The organism is Nostoc sp. T09 (assembly GCF_002154695.1).
In the GTDB taxonomy this organism is placed as follows: Bacteria; Cyanobacteriota; Cyanobacteriia; order Cyanobacteriales; family Nostocaceae; genus Aulosira.
Window position 1 is genome coordinate 587 of record NZ_MTAV01000217.1, and the last position, 21,938, is coordinate 22,524.

The 21,938-nt window shown below is 41.4% G+C and carries 15 protein-coding genes and 1 pseudogene; 7 read left to right on the forward strand and 9 right to left on the reverse strand.

The window, feature by feature from the left end; translation table 11 throughout:
• Positions 1 to 3: 3 nt before the first annotated feature.
• A complete protein-coding gene (locus tag BV372_RS32375) occupies positions 4 to 756 on the forward strand; it encodes a Mut7-C RNAse domain-containing protein (protein WP_086691265.1) in 753 nt (250 codons plus the stop codon).
• Between the two features lies 1 nt (position 757).
• On the opposite strand, the gene BV372_RS32380 is transcribed toward BV372_RS32375, so the two are convergent.
• Entirely contained in the window at positions 758 to 1,000 is a 243-nt protein-coding gene (locus BV372_RS32380; RefSeq protein ID WP_086691267.1) for a hypothetical protein, read from the reverse strand.
• A gap of 95 nt (positions 1,001 to 1,095) precedes the next feature.
• On the opposite strand from BV372_RS32380, the pseudogene BV372_RS32385 reads away from it, so the two are divergent.
• The 5 genes and pseudogenes from BV372_RS32385 (at position 1,096) to BV372_RS32410 (ending at position 10,300) form a co-directional block, all read left to right on the forward strand.
• Positions 1,096 to 1,780 (forward strand): annotated as a pseudogene (locus BV372_RS32385) (ROK family protein).
• A 722-nt stretch (positions 1,781 to 2,502) separates the two neighbouring features.
• Positions 2,503 to 3,894 carry a serine/threonine-protein kinase gene (locus tag BV372_RS38265; RefSeq protein WP_086691268.1) on the forward strand — a complete coding sequence of 464 codons (1,392 nt, stop codon included), beginning with the start codon at positions 2,503 to 2,505 and terminating at the stop codon, positions 3,892 to 3,894.
• A gap of 72 nt (positions 3,895 to 3,966) precedes the next feature.
• Positions 3,967 to 5,436 (forward strand): ABC transporter substrate-binding protein, encoded by a 1,470-nt coding sequence (locus BV372_RS32400; protein WP_086691270.1) that lies wholly within the window; start codon positions 3,967 to 3,969, stop codon positions 5,434 to 5,436.
• 535 nt (positions 5,437 to 5,971) lie between these two features.
• The gene (locus tag BV372_RS32405) at positions 5,972 to 8,428 is read left to right on the forward strand and encodes a GAF domain-containing protein (protein ID WP_086691272.1); all 2,457 of its coding nucleotides are present in this window, start codon (positions 5,972 to 5,974) and stop codon (positions 8,426 to 8,428) included.
• Positions 8,429 to 8,584: 156 nt separating this feature from the next.
• Entirely contained in the window at positions 8,585 to 10,300 is a 1,716-nt protein-coding gene (locus BV372_RS32410; RefSeq protein WP_086691274.1) for a response regulator, read from the forward strand.
• A 463-nt stretch (positions 10,301 to 10,763) separates the two neighbouring features.
• Here BV372_RS32410 and proB read toward each other — a convergent pair whose 3' ends face one another.
• The 8 genes from proB to BV372_RS32450 form a co-directional block, all read right to left on the reverse strand.
• Positions 10,764 to 11,873, reverse strand: coding sequence for a glutamate 5-kinase (gene proB, locus BV372_RS32415; protein ID WP_086691277.1), 1,110 nt, complete (start codon positions 11,871 to 11,873; stop codon positions 10,764 to 10,766).
• 275 nt (positions 11,874 to 12,148) lie between these two features.
• The gene (locus BV372_RS32420; protein ID WP_086691279.1) at positions 12,149 to 12,688 is read right to left on the reverse strand and encodes a YqeG family HAD IIIA-type phosphatase; all 540 of its coding nucleotides are present in this window, start codon (positions 12,686 to 12,688) and stop codon (positions 12,149 to 12,151) included.
• A 498-nt stretch (positions 12,689 to 13,186) separates the two neighbouring features.
• Positions 13,187 to 13,759 carry a DUF3727 domain-containing protein gene (locus BV372_RS32425; RefSeq protein ID WP_086691281.1) on the reverse strand — a complete coding sequence of 191 codons (573 nt, stop codon included), beginning with the start codon at positions 13,757 to 13,759 and terminating at the stop codon, positions 13,187 to 13,189.
• A 138-nt stretch (positions 13,760 to 13,897) separates the two neighbouring features.
• The gene (ruvX, locus tag BV372_RS32430) at positions 13,898 to 14,347 is read right to left on the reverse strand and encodes a Holliday junction resolvase RuvX (RefSeq protein ID WP_166507594.1); all 450 of its coding nucleotides are present in this window, start codon (positions 14,345 to 14,347) and stop codon (positions 13,898 to 13,900) included.
• A gap of 28 nt (positions 14,348 to 14,375) precedes the next feature.
• Positions 14,376 to 15,632 (reverse strand): GNAT family N-acetyltransferase, encoded by a 1,257-nt coding sequence (locus BV372_RS32435; protein WP_086691283.1) that lies wholly within the window; start codon positions 15,630 to 15,632, stop codon positions 14,376 to 14,378.
• 207 nt (positions 15,633 to 15,839) lie between these two features.
• Complete coding sequence (locus BV372_RS32440; RefSeq protein WP_086691285.1) at positions 15,840 to 16,040, reverse strand: hypothetical protein; 201 nt, start codon at positions 16,038 to 16,040, stop codon at positions 15,840 to 15,842.
• 161 nt (positions 16,041 to 16,201) lie between these two features.
• Positions 16,202 to 19,855, reverse strand: a complete 3,654-nt coding sequence (locus tag BV372_RS32445; RefSeq protein WP_086691287.1) for an NB-ARC domain-containing protein — start codon at positions 19,853 to 19,855, stop codon at positions 16,202 to 16,204.
• Between the two features lie 57 nt (positions 19,856 to 19,912).
• The gene (locus BV372_RS32450) at positions 19,913 to 20,320 is read right to left on the reverse strand and encodes a universal stress protein (RefSeq protein ID WP_086691289.1); all 408 of its coding nucleotides are present in this window, start codon (positions 20,318 to 20,320) and stop codon (positions 19,913 to 19,915) included.
• Positions 20,321 to 20,410: 90 nt separating this feature from the next.
• Between BV372_RS32450 and BV372_RS32455 the strand changes: the two genes are divergently transcribed.
• Positions 20,411 to 21,613 carry a phosphoglycerate kinase gene (locus tag BV372_RS32455; protein ID WP_086691290.1) on the forward strand — a complete coding sequence of 401 codons (1,203 nt, stop codon included), beginning with the start codon at positions 20,411 to 20,413 and terminating at the stop codon, positions 21,611 to 21,613.
• The last annotated feature ends 325 nt before the right edge of the window (positions 21,614 to 21,938 follow it).

Consider the following 21,938-nt stretch of genomic DNA (forward strand, 5'->3'; position numbering starts at 1 on the left):
CTTATGGCTATTGCTTATTTTCATTTTTATGCGGAACTAAATGATTTTTTACCACGAAGCAAAAGGCGAGTTAAAATAATCCATTCTTTTGCAGAAAGAGCCTCAATTAAAGACATGATTGAGTCTTTAGGTGTTCCTCATCCAGAAGTTGATTGTATACAAGTCAACGACAAATATGTAGATTTTTCTTATATTGTCCAGGATGGAGATTACATCAATATCTATCCCATATCGGCTAGTTCTCTTCCTATACCAACAGTTTCGGTTCGTCCACCTTCGCTCAGTACTATCCGCTTTGTTATCGATATTCATTTAGGAAAACTAGCGACATCGCTCAGGCTTCTAGGTTTTGATACTTTATATCGTAATGACTATGCGGATGAGGAATTAGCAGAGATTTCTCATACACAAGAACGGATTCTTTTGACTCGTGATAAGGGTTTATTAATGCGTAGTTTAGTTACCTATGGCTATTACGTCAGAAGTACTAATCCTCAGCAGCAAATATTAGAAGTACTCCGACGCTTCAACTTATTTAATTTAGTCTCACCATTTCAAAGATGTTTGCGGTGCAATGGATTACTAGAAACTATAGAGAAGGAAACAATAATTAACCAATTGCCAGCAACTGTGCAATTGCAAAATCATGAATTTCATCACTGCCAAGAATGCAAGCAAATTTACTGGAAAGGGACACATTATGAACGCTTGCAACAGTTTATTGATGGCGTACTTGACTCACAAAAAACTGACTGATTCAGTCATGAGTCTCATTGAGATGAAAAGCCGATCCACCTGGAATATTAGCAGCAATTATTTGGCGTTCTCCAACATTGTCTGCACTTTTTTCTTGCTCACTTAAATCATCAGAAAGCGGGTCTTGCTCAAAATTCTCTTCTTCTGTGGGCAGACTAGCTTTTTCCTGCTGAATATTCAGAGATTGAGCAGGTTCCTTGGCATGAGAAAAATCGATGAGTGGTTGCGACTGATCGGAATTCATGAGTTACTAAATTATGTAGTTTCCTTTAGTGTTAAATTTATTGCGATCGCAAACATCTTTCTCAAGAAATAAACCTGGCTTGACAGGAGTATCAGGTGACATTAAGATTAGCTCTCGACTTTGGCAGAACTAAGTTAGCAGCAGCCACGTAAATCTCGGTTCTAGACAATGGCTGTGTTATGAACGTCGCCTTTCTCCAGTAGATGCAAATGCTAACACTGATTTAGAAATTATGCGATCGCTCATTGACTCTTTGCTGCAAGATACAAAACCGACTGCGATTGGTGTCAGCTTTGGCGGGGTGCTGGAGCGATAGCTGGTGAAACTGGATACACAGTATGTTTGTGCGGTAGACGGGGATATGTAGAACGTTTAGCTTCGGGGCCATATATGGCCCAAAATGCGCGGGAAATATTAGCAAACGAAGGTCAAGTAGGAAAAATCTTGGGAGATTTGGTAGGCGATAATTTAGAGTTACTAACAGGGCAATTGGTAAGTGAAGCTGCGGCGGCTGGGGATGATTTGGCTCAGAAGATTTTACGAAAATCTGCTTGGGCGCTAGGTGTGGGTATTGGTAATGTCGCTAATTTGGTGAACCCGCAATTGTTTATTTTAGGTGGAAGTGTGACAAAAGCGGGGACTCAATGGTGGTAAGTTTTACGTTAGATGACGCAGGATATAGCGCTACCAGAAGTTGATTTTGAAATTGTCCCAGCGTACTTAGGCGATGATGCGCCATTGTGGGGTGCTGTTGTAATTGCTCAATCTAGCTTCAACTAAGTTAATCAGTAATACCAATTATTTATTACGAGATTCTAAGTATTTTAAAATTCTCTGATTTTCCAGTGTTAACTCTCTAATATCTGCTGTGTTGTCATCAATCCTTCTTTGATTATCAATCATTTGACGTTGCATATTCACCATTTGCCGTTGCATATCATCAAGCCTGGGTAAAATGCTATTGGCTAAATCCGTTAAAGCTTGAATTGACTAAGCATTAGATTCTATCAATTTCTCAATACGTTCAATATCGCTCATATTTTTCTGAAACTCATATACTAATTCTGTCTATATATGACATTATAGACAAACACAATCAAAAATCATCAGACTAAAATAAGCGTATTCTCGGCTCATAATAAGCAGATTATTTTGCGGTATATTTTTCTTTTTTCTGGCTTAAACTTCATTGTATAATGCTCATCAATATTAAAGGATTGCATTAATTAATTGGCAATCTATCAATTCTAAATCATTCGTAAAATCTATTGCTTATTACTAGTCGCCAAGAGAAGATTCACCACGTTTATAGTGAGGCTTTGCCGGACTGACTCAACAGTTTAGGAGTAGCGATCGCATCTCTTAGCTGAGAGCTGCCTTCCGCCATCTGCTTTCCGCTGTCTGCCTTTCTATAAGAATTATGAGTAAAAAACGACCAAGCCCAGAGAACAAATGAATTTAAGCTATATTTTAATTGTGAATAAAATGACAGCAACAATTATATGATCTGCTGCATAAATCCCGATTGTCCCAATCCCTTAAATCCTGACGGTTCAAATTTTTGCCTCAGTTGTGGAACAGGGTTAGTATCGCTACTAAGAAATCGTTATCGCATTATCCAACCGCTGGGTAGAGGTGGGTTTGCGCGTACTTATCTGGCAGATGATGTAGACAAGCTAAATGAACAATGCGTTGTTAAACAGCTAGTTCGCGGTCAATTTTATGGTGGTGGTGGTAGTGAAGCCCAGAAAAAAGCCACTGAGTTGTTTGAGCGAGAAGCAAAACGCCTGCAAGAACTGGGGAAACATGACCAAATCCCTACGCTATTTGCCTATTTTAAAGAATATGACTATCTATATTTAGTACAGGAATTAATAGAAGGGCAAAATTTATTGCAGGAGCTAAAACAGCAGGGTTTATTTGATGAAATTAAAATTCGACAACTATTAAGTGATTTGTTACCTGTGCTGGAATTAATACATCAGCAACAAGTAATTCACAGAGATATTAAGCCAGAAAATATTATTCGTCGTCAACGTGATTGTAAGTTAGTACTGATTGATTTTGGTGTATCTAAACAAAAAACAGAAACAATAAATACTGCACCAGGAACAATTATTGGTTCTTTGGGATACGCGCCAATGGAACAAATTCAGTTTGGCGAAGCTTATCCTGCTAGCGATCTCTACAGTTTAGGGATAGCTTGTTTTCATCTGCTAACTAATATTTCTCCATCTCAACTGTGGATGAAACAAGGCTTTAACTGGACTAATAATTGGCGTAGCCAAATGACACAACCGATCAGTCAGGAATTAGGAATAATTCTGGATAAGTTATTGCAAGAAAACCATGAACAGCGTTATCAGTCAGCTAGGGAAGTTTTACAAGACTTAAATTCTCAAATGGCTCCACATTGGAGTGTACCTCACACTATCATCTCACCACAGCAAGTAATACCACCGCAACAAGTAATACCACCACATCCACCAATCCAACAACCTACTTCCTCTACCTCTACCTCGCATTTCTCTATGAGAAAATTATTGCCTGGGGTTGTGATTGTAGGTTCAGGTAGTTCGTTTTTAGCTATTACTCTCTTAAGTTTTTTAGGAACTACTTTGATTAGTTCTGGATTATGGCTGTTAATTTTAGGAGGTTTAATCTTTACTCAATCTCGCTCTTTATTTGAAAAGACGTATCTATTTATTATTGCTGTAATTACAAATTTATTGATTATCTATATATTCCACAGTTGGCAAATCAATAATCCTTTACAATCTGGAACCAATGGATTGATAGTTGTAGTCTTACTAGTCATAGCTGCTGGTTTATTGGCATTTATTCTTATGGGAATATCCCAGATTATGGACAGATTAATTACTAAACACTTTTGATTTTGTAATTGATTTTACCTTTTGTTAGGCCGTATTTAGATAAATTTATCTAATTAGTAGGGGTAGTTATTTATGACACATAAGGATGAGAATATACGGTTACTTGTCTCTCTGGGAATTGCGGGTGTGATGGTAGCAGCTATTTTATGGTTAGTTAGTAAAGTTGCTTCTAAACCAATCGCAACACCCTCAACACCCTCAATGGTAAATTCGCCTACATTACCGATCACATCTTCTCCAGAGTGGATGAGTATAGGTGATAAAATTTTGGTAACAGCAGATAATACAGATGAGAAAGCGGCTGGCGTAAATGCTTTTAAAGCTGGAGATTTTGGCACTGCTATTATCAAATTTCAAGCATCCCTGCAAAGCAAGCGCAATGATCCAGAAACATTAATTTATTTGAATAATGCTAAAATTGGTAGCTCAAAAGCCCTAAAGGTAGCCGTAATTGCACCAATTGGTAGTGGACTGAATGAGGCAAAAGAAATTTTACGTGGAGTAGCACAAGCTCAAGAAGAAGTTAATAGCAGTGGAGGTATTAATGGAGTACCATTGCAGCTGCAAATTGCCAATTTAAGTAACTTTGGGCAGCTGGAAACGATAGATAATCAATTGGTTAGAGACTCTAACCTTCTAGCAGTAGTCGGGTTTGGCCGCAACGAAAAGCTTTATAAACAGAGTGGTTTGGTGAAAGTTTCCCCAGGTAGTGGTAGAAATCAGCCTGGACAAAATCAGGCACAGTTTTTTGGGGATACCAGATATGTCTTCAATGTCAGCCCCAATCGTAATATTTTCAATCAAGCTCTGGCTGAATATATTGTTAAAAAAGAACGCCGTACTAATATAGCTATTTGCCGAGACTCTTCATTTAGAACAAGTCAAGACACATCTAGTCAAGAAAAAGCAAATCAAGAACTTGTCAAAGAATATAGTGATTTAATCAGTAAAGTAGGGGGAAAAGTTACTGGTACAGATTGCGATTTAGGGGCGGCAAATTTTAGAGCTAGCGATTTTATTGCTAAGGCTACCAGCGATGGAGCAGAAGCCATACTTCTCATCCCCAGACCAGATAATATTAATCCTGCTCTTGATGTGGCAAAAGAGAATAAAGGCAGACTAGCGCTTTTTGGTTCTCAACAGCTTTATGGTGAAAAGATTTTGAAGTTTGGGCAAGGAGATATCAAAGGGATGGTGGTATCTGTACCTTGGCACCGTAATGCTAATCGTAATCTAAGTAAAGGTAATTCCTTTGCTGAGAAAGCCGCTAAACTTTGGGGTGGAGATGTAAGTCCGCGAACGGCGACAGCTTATGATGCACTTCAGGTAATTATCGCTGGTTTAAAAGAGAATAGTACTCGCCAAGGCTTGCAAAAGGTGCTAGCAAATTCTAATTTTTCAGCGATGGGAGCAACTGGTAAAATTCAGTTTTCACCATCAGGCGATCGCCAAGGTGGAGTCTTTTTAGTCAAAATTGAGCCTTGTGAATCAGGTAAGCCTTGCGCTTCTAGTACTGGCTACGATTTTGTACTATTGCAATAAAACATTGTTTCTATTTATACAAAAAAAGTTTAATTTTCGCAGGTGTTCAATTAGATTGGCACCTATTTTTTTATACTTTAAAAACTTATAAAGATGTATCTTTTAGGGGATGAAAAAGCTTTGATTTTTTAATATATACATCTAGCTACTTGCTGTATATATGATAATTCAAAAACTTTAGGAATATACTTCTGCTCAATTAAGCACTAATATACTAAATACATAAAAGTATAAATTCGGTGCATCAGGTCTCTAAAGAAAGGCAAAAAGTCTCAAGAGTGAAACTCAAGCGACCTAAGGTTTTGAGAGCAATTTTAACCGTCTTACATAACTCTCAGGGCCTCAGTTCGTGGTAAATACTCTCCTCTGCCAAAGTCTCATATGTAACCCTGACAAATTTGGGTTTTATGGCTCGACTTTAGACAAAGCCGCGATCGCAACAAGTGCACTACCCTAGCAGCTAAGCTGATCAAATGAATGTGGCGACAGTTCTTGTTTCTTGAATCATTTCTGTAGAATTATCTGACTTTAATTTATGACTAAGTCTTCTCCTCAAAAGCAAGTCGGCAAAAAAAAAATTAATCAGTTACAGGGTAGTCAGCAAGACGTAGGAAACGTTAGTTCAAAACGGCCAACAATAATTCAACTTGCTTCTCGTCAACAGATGGAACAGCAAGATTGGAGTTTGAAGGTCAAGGCAACAGTTTGGTCTTGTATCATCAGTATGCTCCCTGTGTTGGCAGTTGGAGCTACAACCTATTACATAGGCAACCAGCTAATTAGCGAGCAGATTTCTAATGCCAAACAAGTAGGTGCTCAAGATTTAACAGAAACTAAACTGGCACTAGAAAAACAGTTATCATTTTTGTTAATTGGGACAGGGGCAACGACTTTGTTGGTAGGTGCGATCGCGGCAGTTTTGGCAAATCGCGCCATTCGTCCACTCCTGAATGCAGCGGCACTCTCTAATAATATTGTCCAGAGGCTACTTCCAGAGAATGCGGCTATTCGCGCTTCTATCGCCAGCAAAGATGAACTAGTTGTTTTAGAAAAAAACATCAGCTTAATCAAAAAACAGCTTCCAGATTTGCTCTGGAAACAAGAATTTGAAGCTGAACGTGTGCAAATTTTGATGAACATTACCCGCCGCATTCACGAATTCCTCAATGAAGAAGATGTTCTCAAAACCACCGTTGAAGAAGTCCGCACAGCCTTAAGCACTGATCGCGTCACCATCTTTCGCTGCAATCCCAATGGAGAAGGAACCTTTGTTGCAGAATCAGTAGCATTCGGTTTACCAAAAACTTTGTGGGCGACAGTCTCCGACCCCTGTTTTGAGGGAGAGTACATTGAAAAATACCAGAATGGTCGCATCGTTGCTATTGATGATATCTATCAAGCCGATCTCACTGATTGTCATATAAGCTTGCTAGAAAGATTTGCTGTCAAAGCAAATTTAGTTGCACCGATTCTCAAAAAAGATCAACTATTCGGTTTATTAATTGCCCATGAGTGCTCTAAACCTCGCTTTTGGCAGCAGTCTGAGATTGATTTGTTTGCCCAGATAGCTACACAAGTAGGCTTTGTTCTCAACTACACTAGCCTGATTGACCAGATAGATACGAAAAACGATCAAACTCAGGTATTTGTTGATATTACCCGCCGCATTCGAGAGTCACTCAATGAAGAGGATGTTCTCAAAACCACTGTTGAAGAAGTTCGCAAAGCAATTAGCGCTGAGCGCGTGCTAATTTATAACTTCGATCCGGATTGGTATGGCACTGTCATTGCAGAATCGGTGCTTCCAGGTTTTCCCAAAGCGTTGCGAGCCAAAATCAAAGACCCCTGCTTTGTAGAAGGCTATGTAGAAAAGTACCAAGCTGGTCGAGTTCAAGCTACCAACAACATTTATGAAGCGGGTTTGACCGAGTGTCACATTAACCAACTCGAACCTTTTGCTGTCAAAGCAAATTTGGTCGCGCCGATTCTCAAAGACGACCAATTATTTGGCTTATTAATTGCACATCAATGTTCTGCTCCCCGTGATTGGCAGCAGTCTGAGATTGATTTGTTCGCTCAGATCGCGATGCAAGTCGGATTTGCTCTCGACCATGCGAGGCTTCTCAACCAGGTAGATCAAGCGTATCAAGCTGCGGAAGCATCTTCTGTTCAACAGTCTCAAAAACAAGAAGAAATCCGGATTCAAGTCTCAGAACTGCTTAAAACTAGCAATACAGTTGTGGAAACCCTTTCCACAGGGGTTGCTCTGGAGCAGATGCAATCCATTAATTCCATCTACAATCAAATTCAAATGTTGGGTGATTCAGCTCAGGAAATGATTGTCTCTGCTCAACAAATAGAACTCCAAGAACAGCAGCTTAGTCAAAGAGTACAAGATGAAAATGAGTCGATAAACCGAATTTTAAATAGCATCTGTACTATCCAACAAACAGTTGTAGAAGCTGCTGCAAAAGTCAACCGGATAGAGCAACCTTCTCAAAAGCTCTCTGGGATAGTAAGTCTTATGAGTAATGTTGTCTCTGACATGAAACTCCAAGCCATGCACACGGCACTTGAAGCATCTCGTGCTGGAGAAGCGGGTCAACAATTTGCGGCGATCGCACAAAACGTGCTTTCTTTAGTACAACAGTTAGACTCCGATATTGCAGAAGTTCAACCACTCGTTGCGGAAATTCAGACAGAAAGTCATGAAATCATTGCTGCTATTCAGTCCAAAGCCGAATATGCAAAAAGCAGTACTGAATTGTTAGAAGAAACTCAACAGCAACTAAATGAGATGATTGCTATCAGTAACCAAATGAAAATATTGGTATCAGAGATTGCCCAAGCTGCTGCTCTCCAAGCCCAGACTTCTACCTCCGCAAATCAATCTATTTTGGGAGTTGCGACTATTGCCAATCAGACTTCAGAGCAAACCTTAGCAATGGCAGAGTCATTAGCCCAGTTAGCGATATTTACACAAGACTTGTAGGGAAAGTGTGAATTAGACAATTTTAGATTGCATTTAAATTTCCATTTGTCGCAATCATTTTTCAAATTGGTATAAGCTCAACACCCGAACATTTGAGTATTTTGTTTTACTCATTTCAACATTTGTTCCCTCTTACATAAATACAGGAACATAGCTATGGTTCTTGACTTTCGTATACAAGACAATATTGACCAGTACTTTGTTCAAGAAGCCTCTGAACTTCTACAGCAAATTCACAATGGATTACTAGAGCTTCCATATAACTATACTGTTCCCAAGATTCGTAACCTGGTGCGAGCTGCCCATACTATTAAAGGTGCCGCAGCCCAGGTTAATTTAACTGATATCCAAACCCTAGCGCATCGTTTGGAGAAGATATTTCGGTTTGTAACGCTGGAAAATACTCAAATTGACTCTGAGCTAGCAGCTGTGCTCCTACAAGCTAATGAGTCTCTACGATTACTTTTAATAGCTCAAATTCAAGCAAAACCTGATGATACAGCTAGTATCTTAGCTAAAGCAGAACCAGTGTTTGCGCATCTAGAGGCTAGAATTAGCCATAAACTACCAGCAGTAGCCACTCCAGCTCACACCTCAAATCTAGAAACAGATGTATCTCAGTTGATTCGGATTACAGAGGTGTCCCAGGCTTTAGAAAAGCTAGAAATGATTCTGGCTGAATCGGCAGCTGATAATTTAGCAGAGCAACTAATAAAACAGGCAGAGGAGTTTTTAGGTTTTGGTGAATTATTAAAACTCTCTGAGTTTGTCGCGATCGCCCAAATGACGATCGCTACTCTAAAAGTAAGCCCGCAAGCTGCTCAAACTATTGGACAGATCGCCTTGACAGGCTGGCGTGCAGCTTACGAGGTCATCTTGAAAAAAGATTTTTCTCAACAGAGAAAGCGAATCCATAGGTCGATTGTTGCTGTAACCCAAGACACCCATAATTCCCCATTGCCACGACGAGTAAAAACTTCTCAGTTATTTGTTTGGGTGGCGAATGGTACTATTTTTACCATCAATTCCAACAGCGTTGAAGAAATTTTAGTTGCCAAAGCTGACCAAATTATCTATTCCCAACAACAATGGTTTTTGCATTGGCAGGGAAAAATAATCCCAACCTATCAACTGTCGGAACTACTTAGCTACGGTAATTTACCGCTAGAGAAAACTGCTGAACAAGCTTTGACCGCAGTTCAGTATCGCAATCATCAGCCTGAGCCAATATTAGTACTCAACCTGAGTCAGCAAATTTTCGCCTTACAGCCAGAGATTGAGTCTCTAATTGCAGAGCCAGAGTTAATCATCCAACCTTTGGAACCAGACAGCAAACTGCCCAGTTATGTTTATGGTTGTACCACTTGGAAAGATAGTCTGCTGCCAGTGATTGATGTTGCTGCACTGTTGAGCCAGACGATTAACCAGAATCAAGAGGTTAGCGTCACTGCTAAATTGCTTGATTCTCCAAACGCAGCAATCGTGAGCCAAGAACCTACTGTTCTGGTCGTAGATGATTCTAATAGTGTGCGACATATTGTATCTCTGGCTTTGCAAAAAGTAGGTTACAAAGTTTTACAGGCAGAAGATGGACAGAAGGCGATCGCACAGTTGCAGCAAAATACCAACATCCAACTGGTAATCTGTGATATTGAAATGCCAAATATGAATGGCTTTGAGTTACTCAGCTATCGTCTCAAAGACCCGCAGTTAGTAAAAATCCCAGTAGTCATGCTCAGTTCTTGCAGCACCAATAAGCACCGCTTGTTAGCAATGCAATTAGGGGCCACTACCTACTTTACAAAACCTTATGTTGAGCAAGAATTTTTGGCGGCGCTGAAGTTAATCGTTGAACAGAAAAGCTATTGCTAAAGGAATAGGAATAAAAGGCAATACAGTTCAGTTAAGGATTGATCCTCCCTAACCCTCCTTAAAAAGGAGGGAACTAAGCCCCCTTTTAAGGCAGGGCTGTTTCATTCCCTAAAAGGCTAGAAAATGCAAGGGTTCAGGAGATAAAAAACGAGCTTGGTATTCAATCTTAGGCATCAAGATGGTCAACAATTTATGACTTTTGCCCTGATATTTATCGCCATTCATATTGACAAAATACATACCATTACGAATGAAACAGCCCTGCCTTTTAAGGGGGTTGGGGGGATCTCCGAGAAATCAACATCACTAACTGAACTGTATTGGAATAAAAGGAACCACAGATGTAGACACAAAGTTGCTTCCCGTAGGGTACACCGATAAACACAAATAAATATCGGTGTTCATCTGTGTTTATCTGTGGTTCGATATCCAAAACATCAACTTCCACAGGTGCATCTGCAATTTATGTCAATACTAAATTATCTCGGTGAACTACAGTTTCCGCACCTCCATAGCCCAAAATTGCGGGAATTTCTCGTGAATGACACCCACGAATCTTTTGTAGTTCCTCACTGTTGTAGTTCACTAGTCCTCTAGCAATTTCGTTACCAGTGCTATCACACAATTGCACGGCTTCTTGAGTGTCAAACTCTCCTTCCACTGCTTTAATACCAGCTGCCAATAACGATTTTCCGGCTTGGGAAATTGCCGCGATCGCACCAGCATCTAAATACAATTTCCCAGCAGGTACAAGACCATAAGCTATCCAGCGTTTGCGCGCAGAGGTTGGTTCTGGTTGCGGCTCAAAATGTGTACCAATGGGTTCGCCTGCGATGATTTTTTCGATATTGCGCGGAAATCGCCCTTGGGTAATGACAGTACGTACGCCAGCCGCGATCGCAATTCTCGCCGCCGAAATTTTAGTCACCATCCCGCCAGTCCCCCATTGAGAACCTTGAGAGCCTGTTTTTACCTGTAATTGAGCTAATTCTTTAATGCTTGTCACCAATGCGATCGGTTGGGCATCCGGAACGGAACGGGGATCGGCTGAGTACAATCTATCAACATCAGTGAGCAAAAATAGCCAATCTGCTTCCACTAGACTGGCAACCAATGCGGAAAGAGTGTCATTATCGCCAAATTTTAGCTCATCAACCGCTACCGTATCGTTTTCATTAACTACGGGAATCACTCCCAATCCCAGCAGTTCCCGAAAGGTGTTGTAGATGTTGAGATAGCGGCTGCGCTGTACTAAATCGCTACGAGTTAACAAAACCTGAGCAATCGGCTGTTGCAGGGTAGTAAATAAATCGTCGTAAACCCGCATTAACCGTCCTTGCCCAACGGCGGCTACCGCCTGTTTGAGAGCGATCGCTTTAGGACGTTCAGTTAAGCCCAAGCGCGCACAACCTACTCCCACAGCACCAGAGGAAACCAAAATCACTCGATGACCTTGGCGTCTTAAATCAGAAAGTGTTTCTGCCAAGGTAGCAATAGTGGAAAGTGCCAGTTGTCCGGTTTCTGGTTGAGTCAGGCTAGAAGTGCCGATTTTGACGACAATTGTTTTGGTCATTAGTCATTAGTCATTAGTCATTAGTCAAGAGTCAAGAGTCTTTAGTTATTGATTGTTGGTTATCAGAAAAAGAACAAATGACAAAGGACTAAAAAAATTGTAAAGCGCCAGGTCTTCTATAAGTGAAGGCTGACGCTTTACGGTTTTATATTTATTTGTTATAGGCTAGGGTCTTTTTTGGCTGACCCCATCTTATTAATACTTATGATCCCAGATTTTTTTCATTGCGAAAGATTCCTTAATGATTTTTTTAGATTTACTTTCCTAACTTAATATCAATCTTTGTGAATTTTTGTGTACTTCGGGCTGATAGATGCTCCTAACGCTTCTGATATCCAGACTTCAAAGTTTCTGATGGGGTGAGAACGCAGAGCTACTTCTGGGTGAATTATGGGTTCAACCAAGATGGTAAACATTCCCAAACGATTACCTGCTAAGACATCAGTAAACAAGCGATCGCCTACCATCCCGACTTGGTGAACTGGTAAATTCATCGCCCTCAGCGCTGCTCTAATTTTGCGTCTTGAAGGTTTAGCTGCACCTAGGTAATAAGGTAGGTTAAGAGCGCGAGCAATTCCACCAATCCGCATTTCACTCAAGTTATTGCTCACCAAGCAAAGTACAGTACAGGCGCGGATTTGCTCTACCCACTGTTGTAATTCTAGTGAAGCTGCCCCTACTCTCATCGGTACCAAAGTTTCATCCACATCCAACACTAATCCCTTCAATCCATATTGCTGGATAATTTCTGGTGTTAGGTTTAAAATTGAACCTTCTAAAATCAAGTCAGGCTGCAAGAGGTTGTTCCAGGTCATATTTAAAGTCAATGGATGAGGCAATTTACTCAGGATTAGTGAATATTGTTTTGCTTTGTGAATTTTGACAACGAATGTCTAATATTTTATTAAATATAAAAAGCACCTACGTGCTATAATTGCCATCCACAAAATACAAATACTTTAGTTTTTTTAGGATAAAGACTTGGCTTGTGAACTTGCCAACTTAGTTGGTCACTGTGAAAATGACTTCCAAAGTAGCATTACGTAAGAGCAGCAAGCAGTTTCGATATATAAAATAAAATTTGTCAATAAAGCTTAAATTAACGGGTAAGCAGTTGTTCAACAGCTACCCTATCAAGCAAATAACTAAGGACAGATATCAGTTTCCTGTGCAAAGCAAAGCTAGCTGAAAGTCAGATATTGCTAAACAGCCAAAACGTCTTCCTTTCCTTTTGCGAAAAAGTGACCTTTTTCGCAATTATAGTTAAAGAATCTGAATTAAAAGTTTCAAAGCTGACATTTTAACTTTTGATGTTATTCAACTTCGTTAAAAAGATGCTCTTCTAATAATGGTTGTACCTTACGAAACTCTTCTGGAGAGAGTAGTTCAGGCTGACCTGTTTTGGAGATCCGAGCAAAAAACAGCAGTGGATCAAGAGGTGTATAAATTGCATATTCCTGCTCTTCATCGTAGAAGCTAGCAAGTAGCTGTAATTGCTCTGGCTCTAAATCTGTTTCATCATCTTCTATTTCTAAGGTGAAGAGTTCAGATTCTTCTACAGGAGGTAATTCACCCGCAACTGTTAGAGCATAGGCAGTATTCTTTAATATCAGATTCTGCTCAGATAAGACAGCTTGGGCAGTGCCAAAAATTTTTTCAATAGTCGAATCATCTTCTACTAGAACAGCTTCTTCTTCCTCGTCTTCACCTTGCCAAGCAAAAATTTCTACAGGTGAATCAACAGGTAGAAGTAAAACATATTCTTGCCCATCTACTGAGAGAGAATGCTCAATATAACAGTCGAGGGTACGCCCTTTGTCATCAGTCAAACTGATAGAGCCAGCGTGAGCGTTATCATTTTCGTCGGGAAATTGAGAAGGAAACATAGCCGAGGTGTGAAACTTTATAAATACCAGCAAATTTGAAAATCATGCAACTATTTAATGACAAAATGTCTCATAAATAGCTTGAGTCATATATACAAATGCCGGGTAACAGTTTTCAGAATATCATGTTAAAAGGTATCAATACTCAATAGCTAATGCCGAACTATGAGATTTAGCTCGCCGCGCATCTAGCCATTGTTGCAAAATTAAGGCTGCTGCTTTCCGGTCAATCAAAGCTTTGTGACGTGATGGAGAGCGATTCTCCGCTTTTAGCAGTTGCTCTGCTTGAAATGAAGTTAGTCGCTCATCCACATATTCCATTGGCAGTTTTAGAGCTTTAGATAGCCTTGTAGCCAACTTTTGCACGTGACGTGCCTGAAATCCTAAGGAGCCATCCATTGAATAAGGTAAGCCAATGACTAGCAATTGTACCTGGCGCTCCTGAACTATTTGTCTTAATAGCTCAACATCCTGCGCAAAAGATGTGCGCTCAATCGTAGTGATACCTGTAGCTATTAAGCCCGTACCATCACAACCTGCTACCCCAATACGCTTGCTTCCTAAATCTAATCCTAATGCTGAAATCAATGGCTTTGGTTGCTCCTAGAGTGTCACACTACTTCTCTGGCTGTGCATCTGCTGACTCAGACTGGCAAGATGCATCTAAACTAGAGGGTTTACTGCCGAAAGCCGCAGGTTCTGATTTCGTGGGTATTGATCTATCTTGCGATCGCTGTTGAACTTGTTGGGTCCATGACATACCCCCTGGTATTGGTTTACGAGCAGGTTGCAGCCCTTGTAAAACTTCAGGCCACTGAATTCCTTCTAAAGAGACAAACTTAGACTCCCGTAACTTATGCCAAACTGAGCGAGACATGATTAGTGTATGTTCTGTCCGTTTGGCTCCAATTCGTTCTAAATACTCTTCTCGCTCTGGCTGATAATCTGAGGAAGCTAGTTGCAACCCTTGCTGGGGAAAATCTTGGACAATGCGAGCTAGTTGGGACAGTAACTCTGGATAAAGCCAAGTGTAGGCGGGGGGAACTGTCAGCGTTGCTACGTGAGGGGTCATACCCTTGCGATCTAGTTGCACCTGAAAATGCCCAATGGCTGCTTTGCGTTGGGGTTCAAACACGTAGCCACTCACTACTTCTGTTTTAGTGACCCACTGTTTGACAGCATCGCTTAAGGCCCCAAACAAACTAGTTTTGAAGTCACGGGTGTTGCGATCAAACACCTGACGCACCAAAGGCGGCATTGATGCCGTATCTAATTGATATAGTAACTGGGCATCAGCATTACTTATAGGCAAGAGATTAGGCAAGTCTGGCTCTGCTTGTGCCAACTCAGTCAACAGTTCGGGTTCGATTTCCCAGTAGGTCATCTCAGCCAGACGCTGAAATCCATTTTGCCGATATAGTGCTAGCGCCTCTAAATCATTGACATTTACTTCCAGTATCCAAGTACGCGCTTCTACAACTGACTCAAAGCAATGGCGTAAAAGTTGGGAACCAGTTACTTGTTTATCAGTAGCACGGTCTAGCATCACCCGATCAACTCGCCAAGTACTGCGCGTACGGTTAAACGGAGACACTTGAATCATTCCTAGAAGCATCCGCCCTTGCTCTGCTACATAGGAACAGAAGAGGTACTGTAACGGGTTAGGAAACCAACTCAAAAATTTTAAAAAGCCATACCAGCTTCGCAGCCATTGCATCTGGCGTGTGGCAAAACCAACTCCTTTTGGGGTTTGGGCTGCGAATGACTCTTGAGTTAGGCGTTCGATTCCGTCCAGATCCCGGTATTGGACTGGTCGGATAACAACGCTGAGATTTCGAGGAAGTAATGAAGTCATTTTAATTCGAGCCGCCATTAAGCCTTAATTAACTGCTCTTGCTGAGTAAGTGCTGCAATAATAATATTAGCGGCTTTGTGCCACTTGCTATTGATCCAAAAGAGTGATCTTGATAACTAAATATTGCAAATAAATAAAAAAGCAGATTTGATGATAACACCGTTAGCATTAATCAACCATATCTGCTTATATTTTATGTGAATTTAGATAAAAATATTGTGTAATTTACAACCCTTGCCGAGATGCTAGTTTTTCAAAGTGCGCTTGGGTTTGATGAAGTAATTGCTCTCGACTATCTTCCAAGTTTTGCTTCAGGGGTGGAACCAGGTTGCGAGCTTGTAAAGTCATGTGTAGCTGTAGGTGGGCAACATACTCGCTAAAATCTTCATTTACTACACTTGTGCCCGTTAAGAGATTTGATTCCATTGCCACTGGTATTCTCCTTTAATTAGTCTTGTGCAGTTTTTTCACATAACCAAAACCTATCATGTTGTTTTGCTTAACTTTTTATTTTGCAATGAAGTGTAATGGTTCTTAGTTTGGGTATTGGGTATTGAGCCTTGGGTAAGAAAGCATTCCCCCTTCCGTCATCTCCCTGCTTCCACTGCTCCCAATGCTAACAGGTTCGACTTTTGGGCTGTTGTCAAACCTGTAATTCCGTAAATATTCATTTCTTGATAAATTTGTTCTGCCTTAAGGGTATTGACACATTGTTTAGTTTGTATGTCCCAAAATTTAACGGCAGCATAGGCATCTCCAGCAATTAGGATGTTACCTGCTGCATTAAAGGCCAAACACATTACCCAGGTATTATGACCTTCTAAGGTTGCCAGGCGATCGCCACTAGCGACATCCCAAAGTTGAATGATACCGTCACTGCTGCAACTAGCTAATATCCTACCATCGGGACTAAAGGCGATCGCCCAAAGTAAATCTTGATGTCCTGGGAGAACATGAAGACATTCACCTGTTTCTATATCCCACAGCCGCGTCATGCCTTCAAAACTGCTACCTGTAGCAAAAGTTCGATTATCAGGACTAAAGGCAACACTCCAAACCCAATTATGATTACCTATAAGAGTTTGATAACATTGCCGAGTTTCTAAATCCCAAATCCTCACTGTTTGGTCAAAACTACCTGCTGCTAGCTTTTTGCCATCAGGACTAAAAGCAATTGACATTCCCAGATGTACTGGCAAAGTTTCGAGGAGTTGCCCTGTGAAGGTATCCCAGAGTCGAATCTGGTTATCGTAGCAGCTACTGGCTAAGAGGCGACCATCGGGACTAAAGGCGACTCCTGTCACCATACCTGTATGCCCATGCAAGATTTTAGTACACTGACCGGTTGCCACATCCCACAACCTAATTGTGCGGTCAGCACTGGCACTAGCTATGGTCTGCCCATCAGGAGTAAAGTCAACAGAGAAGATTAAATCTGTGTGCCCATACAAAATGCGGCATTTACCATCACTTGTCCATAGACGCACAGTTCGGTCTTCACTGCCAGTGGCAATCATATCAGGGAAAATCGGATGATAAGCGATCGCTTTAATCCAGTTATTCCTACCTTGAATGACTCGGAAGCACTCCCCACTAGCCACATCCCACAGTCGCAAGGAAAAATCATCTGCACCACTAGCTAGTTGGGTTCCTTGAGGGTTAGCCGCGATCGCATTCACGGAGTTATTATGCCCTTGCAAAGTCTTAAGACATTGTTGTGTACTAATATCCCACAGCCGAATTGTACAATCTATGCTACAGCTAGCCAGAATGTTGCTGTCATCCACAAAGGCGATCGCTAGTATCCCATTCAAATGTCCTGTTAAAACTCCGGTACAGACACCGCACTCAACATCCCAAAGCCGAATTGTTTTGTCTAAGCTACCACTAGCAAGCATTCCTGAGGAACTAAACTGTAGGGATTTGATCCAATCAGTATGAGCATATAAGGTTTGAATGCAGTCACCTGTAGTTAGATCCCAGAGCTTGATACTATGATCCTCGCTACCACTAGCAAGAATGCTACTCTGTGGACTCAACGCCACAGACCAAACTCGGTTGCTATGTCCTCGTAATGTTCTAGTACATTCCCCAAGGGACAAATCCCAAAGCCTAATGCTAAAATCGGCGCTGCTGCTAACTAATGAATTCCCATCACGGGTAAATCTCACGCAAAGAACCCCACCATCGTGACTTTGTAGAGTTCTGATACACTGTCCAGCGATCACATCCCAGAGCTTGATCGTCGCATCTTCTCCCGCAGTTGCTAAAGTGCTACCATCTGGACTGAAAGCTACACTCCAAATAAAACCGATATGCCCTTGATAGGTAATTAATTGTTGACCACTATTGACATCCCATAGACGAAAATAGCCGTCAAAGTGTGCTGTAGCTAGAGTTTTGCCATCTGGACTAAATGTTGTGGATATGACTGTGGAAAGGGTTTTGGCAAATACAGAATTGGATAGATCTGCATAGGTAAAGTTAACTTTTTTTAGCGGCGTGTCCTGAAGATAAGCCTGCCAAATCGTTAGGTGAGAAAAATCATATCCAGTTAAATCAGTTTGCAGGTGACAGAGTAAGTTAAGGATATTGCCACCTGTATATGTCGGCTCTAGTTCCGGTGGAAACCTGCTTGTTGTTTGTTCCGATTTGCTGAGAGATTGCTGTTGTTGCGATCGCAAAATCTCTTTCAGCCGAGTTTCAATGGCTTGTTTAGTTCGCAGCTTTTGCAGCAAGCGATCAATTATCGGTTGGAGAATTAATTTAGTTTGAGCAACCCGGATGTAATCTTTAGATGTGGCTTTAATTAAAGCATGGCTGTGAAGAAGGGGAGAGTTGTGCGGCGTTTCCCCTAGAATTTCTGCACTTATCTGCTGAATTAACTGGTCTGTCACATATTCCATCACCACAGGTTGAAGGGTGAAGTGGACGGGGTTTTGTGGTAGTGATTTTTTTTCAATCAGACTGCGCCTGTTGAGAGATTCTAAGGCTTCCAACAACTTCATCGCAGCTACAGGTAAAACTAAATCAGCACGTAAATCTGTTAATTTTACTGGTTCGCGATTGATTGCCAACCAAAACATTAACTCTTTTTCGAGGGCAGAAAGTCTGTAAAACTGCTGGTTAATTAAGTCGTAAATACTACCAAAAACTGTAGAGCCATGAGCAAAAAATTCAGCGATATTACCATCAAATAACTCTTGAATGGTCGTGGCAACAATTTTGAGAGCTAGGGGATTGCCTGTATAGTGTTGAATTAAGTTTTGCCAATCTGCATCTGTGCCACAAAAGAAGCTTTTGGTTCTGACTAATTCTAAAGCCGCGATCGCACTCAAGCCTTTGAGTTGCCACGCTCGCACTGGCAAATTTTCGCCTTCTAAAGCCGCTACTTCCTGGGGTTTTTCCCGACTGGTGAGCAATACACAACTTTGATGAACTGTTTCTCCTAGTTGTTTGAAGAGTTGTCCGTAGTTTTCATATCCAGATTGATAGCGTCCCGATTGATCTCCACTAGCGAAAATAGATTCTGCATTATCCAATATCACGAGGCAACGGTGCGATCGCAAATGCGCCATGAATTGTGAGACTAAATCCCCCACATTTTCAGATAAATTAACTGGCTGTCCACAGGCAAAAAACTGGAGCAAGTTTACCAGCAATTCTTCTAGAGGTGGACTGTTGCGTAGACTCCGCCACACCACAAATTCAAATTCTTGTTGGATTTGCTGTGCCAGTTTTACCCCTAGGGAAGTCTTACCAATTCCACCCATTCCTAGTAGTGCGACTAACCGACAGCGATCGTTTACAATCCAATACTCCAACTTGCTAACTTCGTCTGCGCGTCCAAAAAAAATTGAGACATCAACCGCCTCACCCCAATCAATTTTGAGTGCTAAGTTATGAGTGCTGAGTTTTGAGTAATAAGTGGGTTGCTGAGTAAGGGATTCTTCCTCTACTTCTGCTTCTCTCCCTACCCTGAGATAATCGTTTGGCGTTAACTCTAATCCAAAAGCTCTAAAGAAATATTCCAGGGTTTGCTTATCAACACCTTCTGCGCGTGCCAGAACTTTGGAAACTGTAAAGGGCGCTAATTGGGTGCGGTAGCTCAATTCTTCTAGAGTAAATCTAGCTTCATCATTTTCAAGAATTTCTGCCTGATACCTAGCCTCCTGAAGCTTTTGAAATCCCAGGAGACTAAGAATCGTACCACGCCTGCGTCTTTGCTTATGCGATTCCATAGGCTAGGGGCTAGGGACAGAAAAAACAAATGACCAATGATAAATGACCATTGACCATTAGGGCACAATCAACACTGGACAAGGTGAAAGATTAATCACGCGGGTGGTGACACTATCAGTTGCGCCTTCTTCAGTCAGACCCAAACCCCGACAACCCATAATGATTAAATCTGCCCCAATTTCGTCAGCTACATCACAGATGGTAAAAGCTGGCTTGCCTTGCCGTTCCAAAATTTCGGCTTTAATTCCTTGTTGAGAAAATAAAGTTTGGGCACTTTCGAGTAGTTTGGCAACTACTTCTGGTGACACCATTGGATCGGCGCTGGGTGCCTCTGCGGGCGGTTCTTCAACTACGGATAGTAGTATCAAACGACTACCATACTTTTGCACAACGTTGGTAACTACGTCAGCAGCTTCTCGTGCTTCTCGACTGTGATCGATGGGAAATAGAACTGTCTTGAACATCTCTCTCACCTCCGTACCCCTCACTCCGGTAAAATCTTGATGGTTCTACTTTCAAAACAATAACAAAAAGGCGATCAGGAGGGTCTGGCTGTGTCCAAAAAAACTTTAGCAAATTTATCTGCAACAGATGTATCTGGTAAACGTGCCTTAGTGCGGGTGGATTTTAATGTGCCTGTGGATGACCAAGGCAACATCACAGACGATACTCGTATTCGTGCGGCTTTGCCAACCATCCAAGATTTAACGCAGAAGGGAGCTAAGGTAATTCTAGCAAGCCATTTTGGTCGTCCTAAGGGTGTGGATGACAAATTGCGTTTGACTCCCGTTGCCAAGCGGTTGTCTGAATTACTGGGTCAAGAAGTCATTAAAACTGATGACTCTATCGGTGATGAAGTTGCTGCCAAAGTTGGGGCTTTACAAAACGGACAAGTGCTGTTGCTCGAAAATGTCCGCTTCTACAAAGAAGAAGAGAAAAATGATCCAGAATTTGCAAAAAAGTTGGCAGCTAATGCTGATTTTTATGTAAATGATGCTTTTGGTACTGCACACCGCGCCCATGCTTCTACTGAAGGTGTGACTAAATTCCTCAGTCCTTCTGTAGCTGGATACTTGGTTGAGAAGGAATTGCAATATCTGCAAAACGCGATTGAAAATCCCCAACGTCCTTTGGCAGCAATTATTGGCGGTTCCAAAGTTTCTAGCAAGATTGGTGTAATTGAAACACTGCTAGAGAAGTGTGACAAACTGATCATCGGCGGTGGGATGATTTTCACCTTCTACAAAGCCCGTGGTTTGAGTGTTGGTAAGTCTCTAGTTGAAGAAGACAAGCTAGAACTAGCGAAATCTTTAGAAGCCAAGGCTAAAGAACGCGGTGTAACCTTACTGTTCCCCACAGATGTGGTAGTAGCAGATAAATTTGCTCCTGATGCCAATGCTACAACTGTCAGCATTGACAACATTCCGGATGATGGCATGGGTTTGGATATTGGCCCAGACTCAGTAAAAGTATTCCAAGAAGCTCTTGCAGATTGCAAATCAGTGATTTGGAACGGGCCAATGGGTGTGTTTGAGTTTGATAAATTTGCAGTAGGTACAGAAGCGATCGCTCATACCCTCGCCGAAATTGGTAAAACTGGCGCTACCACCATCATTGGCGGTGGCGACTCTGTAGCGGCTGTGGAAAAAGTCGGTTTAGCCGAGCAAATGAGCCACATCTCCACCGGCGGTGGCGCTAGTTTGGAGTTACTCGAAGGTAAGGTATTACCTGGTATTGCTGCTTTAGATGATGCTTAAATAATTAGCGCGTTAGCTAATTTTTGACAACTTTTGTAAGGGTGCGATCGTGCCCTTACTCTTTTATATTGGTCATTGGTCATTTGTCATTTGTCATTTGTCATTTGTCATGTATGGCGATGAAATTTTTTCATTGCGACTGTCTTCTACTTATAGCGGTTCCTAGTCTGCTAAGGTACGAATTTATCTGTGTTCATCTGTGGTTAATTACTTCTTTGTGTACCTCACTGGGTCGAGAAACGCTATATTACCTCTGACTTGTAAGTAGGGAACAGGGAACAGGTAAGAACTACTTACATGCTTGGCGATGAAAATTTTTTCATGG